The organism is Moraxella sp. (assembly GCF_024227015.1).
GTDB lineage: Bacteria > Pseudomonadota > Gammaproteobacteria > Pseudomonadales > Moraxellaceae > Moraxella.
In genome coordinates this window covers 1-1,338 of the sequence record NZ_JAAELD010000317.1, presented here as the reverse complement: position 1 = coordinate 1,338, position 1,338 = coordinate 1, and the positions used below count along the sequence as shown (strand labels likewise).

Annotated in this window: 1 protein-coding gene; it reads right to left on the bottom strand. The window is 43.6% G+C overall.

The window, feature by feature from the left end:
- Positions 1-182: 182 nt before the first annotated feature.
- The gene (gene leuB / locus GY683_RS07240) at positions 183-1,259 is read right to left on the bottom strand and encodes a 3-isopropylmalate dehydrogenase (protein ID WP_297288096.1); all 1,077 of its coding nucleotides are present in this window, start codon (positions 1,257-1,259) and stop codon (positions 183-185) included.
- Between the last annotated feature and the right edge of the window lie 79 nt (positions 1,260-1,338).

The window sequence follows — 1,338 nt, the reverse complement described above, 5'->3', positions numbered from 1 at the left end:
GCGAGTTTTGCAAGACGCTCAATTAATAATGATTTTTCCATCCCCAGTTAATAATTAATAATTAATAATTAATAATACCTTCGCCAATGGTTTCGAGGCTAAAGTTTTTTCTTTAAAAAAACTTTAGCCTCGAAACCATTGGCGAAGGTATTATAAATGTCCAAGTTATTTTATGCACGTTCCTAACTCAATGCAGCGACTACTGCGTCGCCCATTTCACGGGTACTGATAATTTCTGTCCCTTCTTGTTGAATATCTATGGTACGCAATCCTTCGCGCAAGACTTGACTGACGGCATTTTCAACGATGGTGGCTAGTTTAGGTTGATTGAGGCTATAGCGTAACATCATGGCGATAGATAAAATGGTCGCTAGCGGATTGGCGATATTTTGTCCTGCGATGTCAGGGGCGGAGCCATGTATGGGTTCGTACATCCCTTTATTGTTGGCATCTAAGGAGGCGGAGGGTAACATGCCAATGGAGCCTGTCAGTTGGGAGGCTAAATCGGACAAAATATCGCCAAACATATTTGTTGTCACGATGACATCAAATTGTTTGGGTGCGCGTACAAGTTGCATAGCGGCATTATCGACATACATGTGGGTGAGTTGGACATTGGGGTAATCTTTGCCTACTCGTGTGACAATTTCTCGCCAAAGTTCCGTCGCTTCCAGTACATTGGCTTTATCAACTGAACAGAGACGCTTTTGTCGCTTTTCGGCACTTTCAAAGGCGACTCGTGCAATACGTTCAATTTCACTTTCATTATAGACAAGGGTGTTAACGCCTTGCGACTCGCCATTGTCAAGGATGCGAATGCCACGCGGTTGCCCAAAATAAATGCCGCCAGTGAGTTCGCGTACAATAAGAATATCCAATCCTTCAACGATTTCTGGTTTGAGCGTTGAGGCATTAGCCAATTCAGGGAATAGTATGGCTGGTCTTAAATTGGCAAAGAGTTTGAGTTCAGAGCGCAAGCCTAATAAGCCTTTTTCTGGACGAATAGCGATGTCAAGAGGTTCCCATTTTGGACCACCAACTGCACCTAATAGTACAGCATTTGCTTTTTTAACCAGTTCCAAGGTTTCGATGGGCAAGGGATGTCCTGTGGCATCAATGGCTGCGCCGCCGACTAAGCCTTGTTCCAACTGTACATCTAAACCAAAGGATGTCCATAATTTGTCTAAGACTTTAATGGCTTCTGCGACAATTTCTGGACCAATACCGTCGCCCGGTAATATTGCGATAGTTTTAGTCATTTTTAGTGATTAGTTTGAGTGTTCGTACAAAGTAGGGTGGGCAACGTCCTTTTGTTGCCCACCTTCAGCTTAAATGGTG

Coding starts and splice junctions, on each gene's coding strand:
- leuB (WP_297288096.1), bottom strand. CDS start 1,259: ATGACTAAAACTATCGCAATATTACCGGGCGACGGTATTGGTCCAGAA.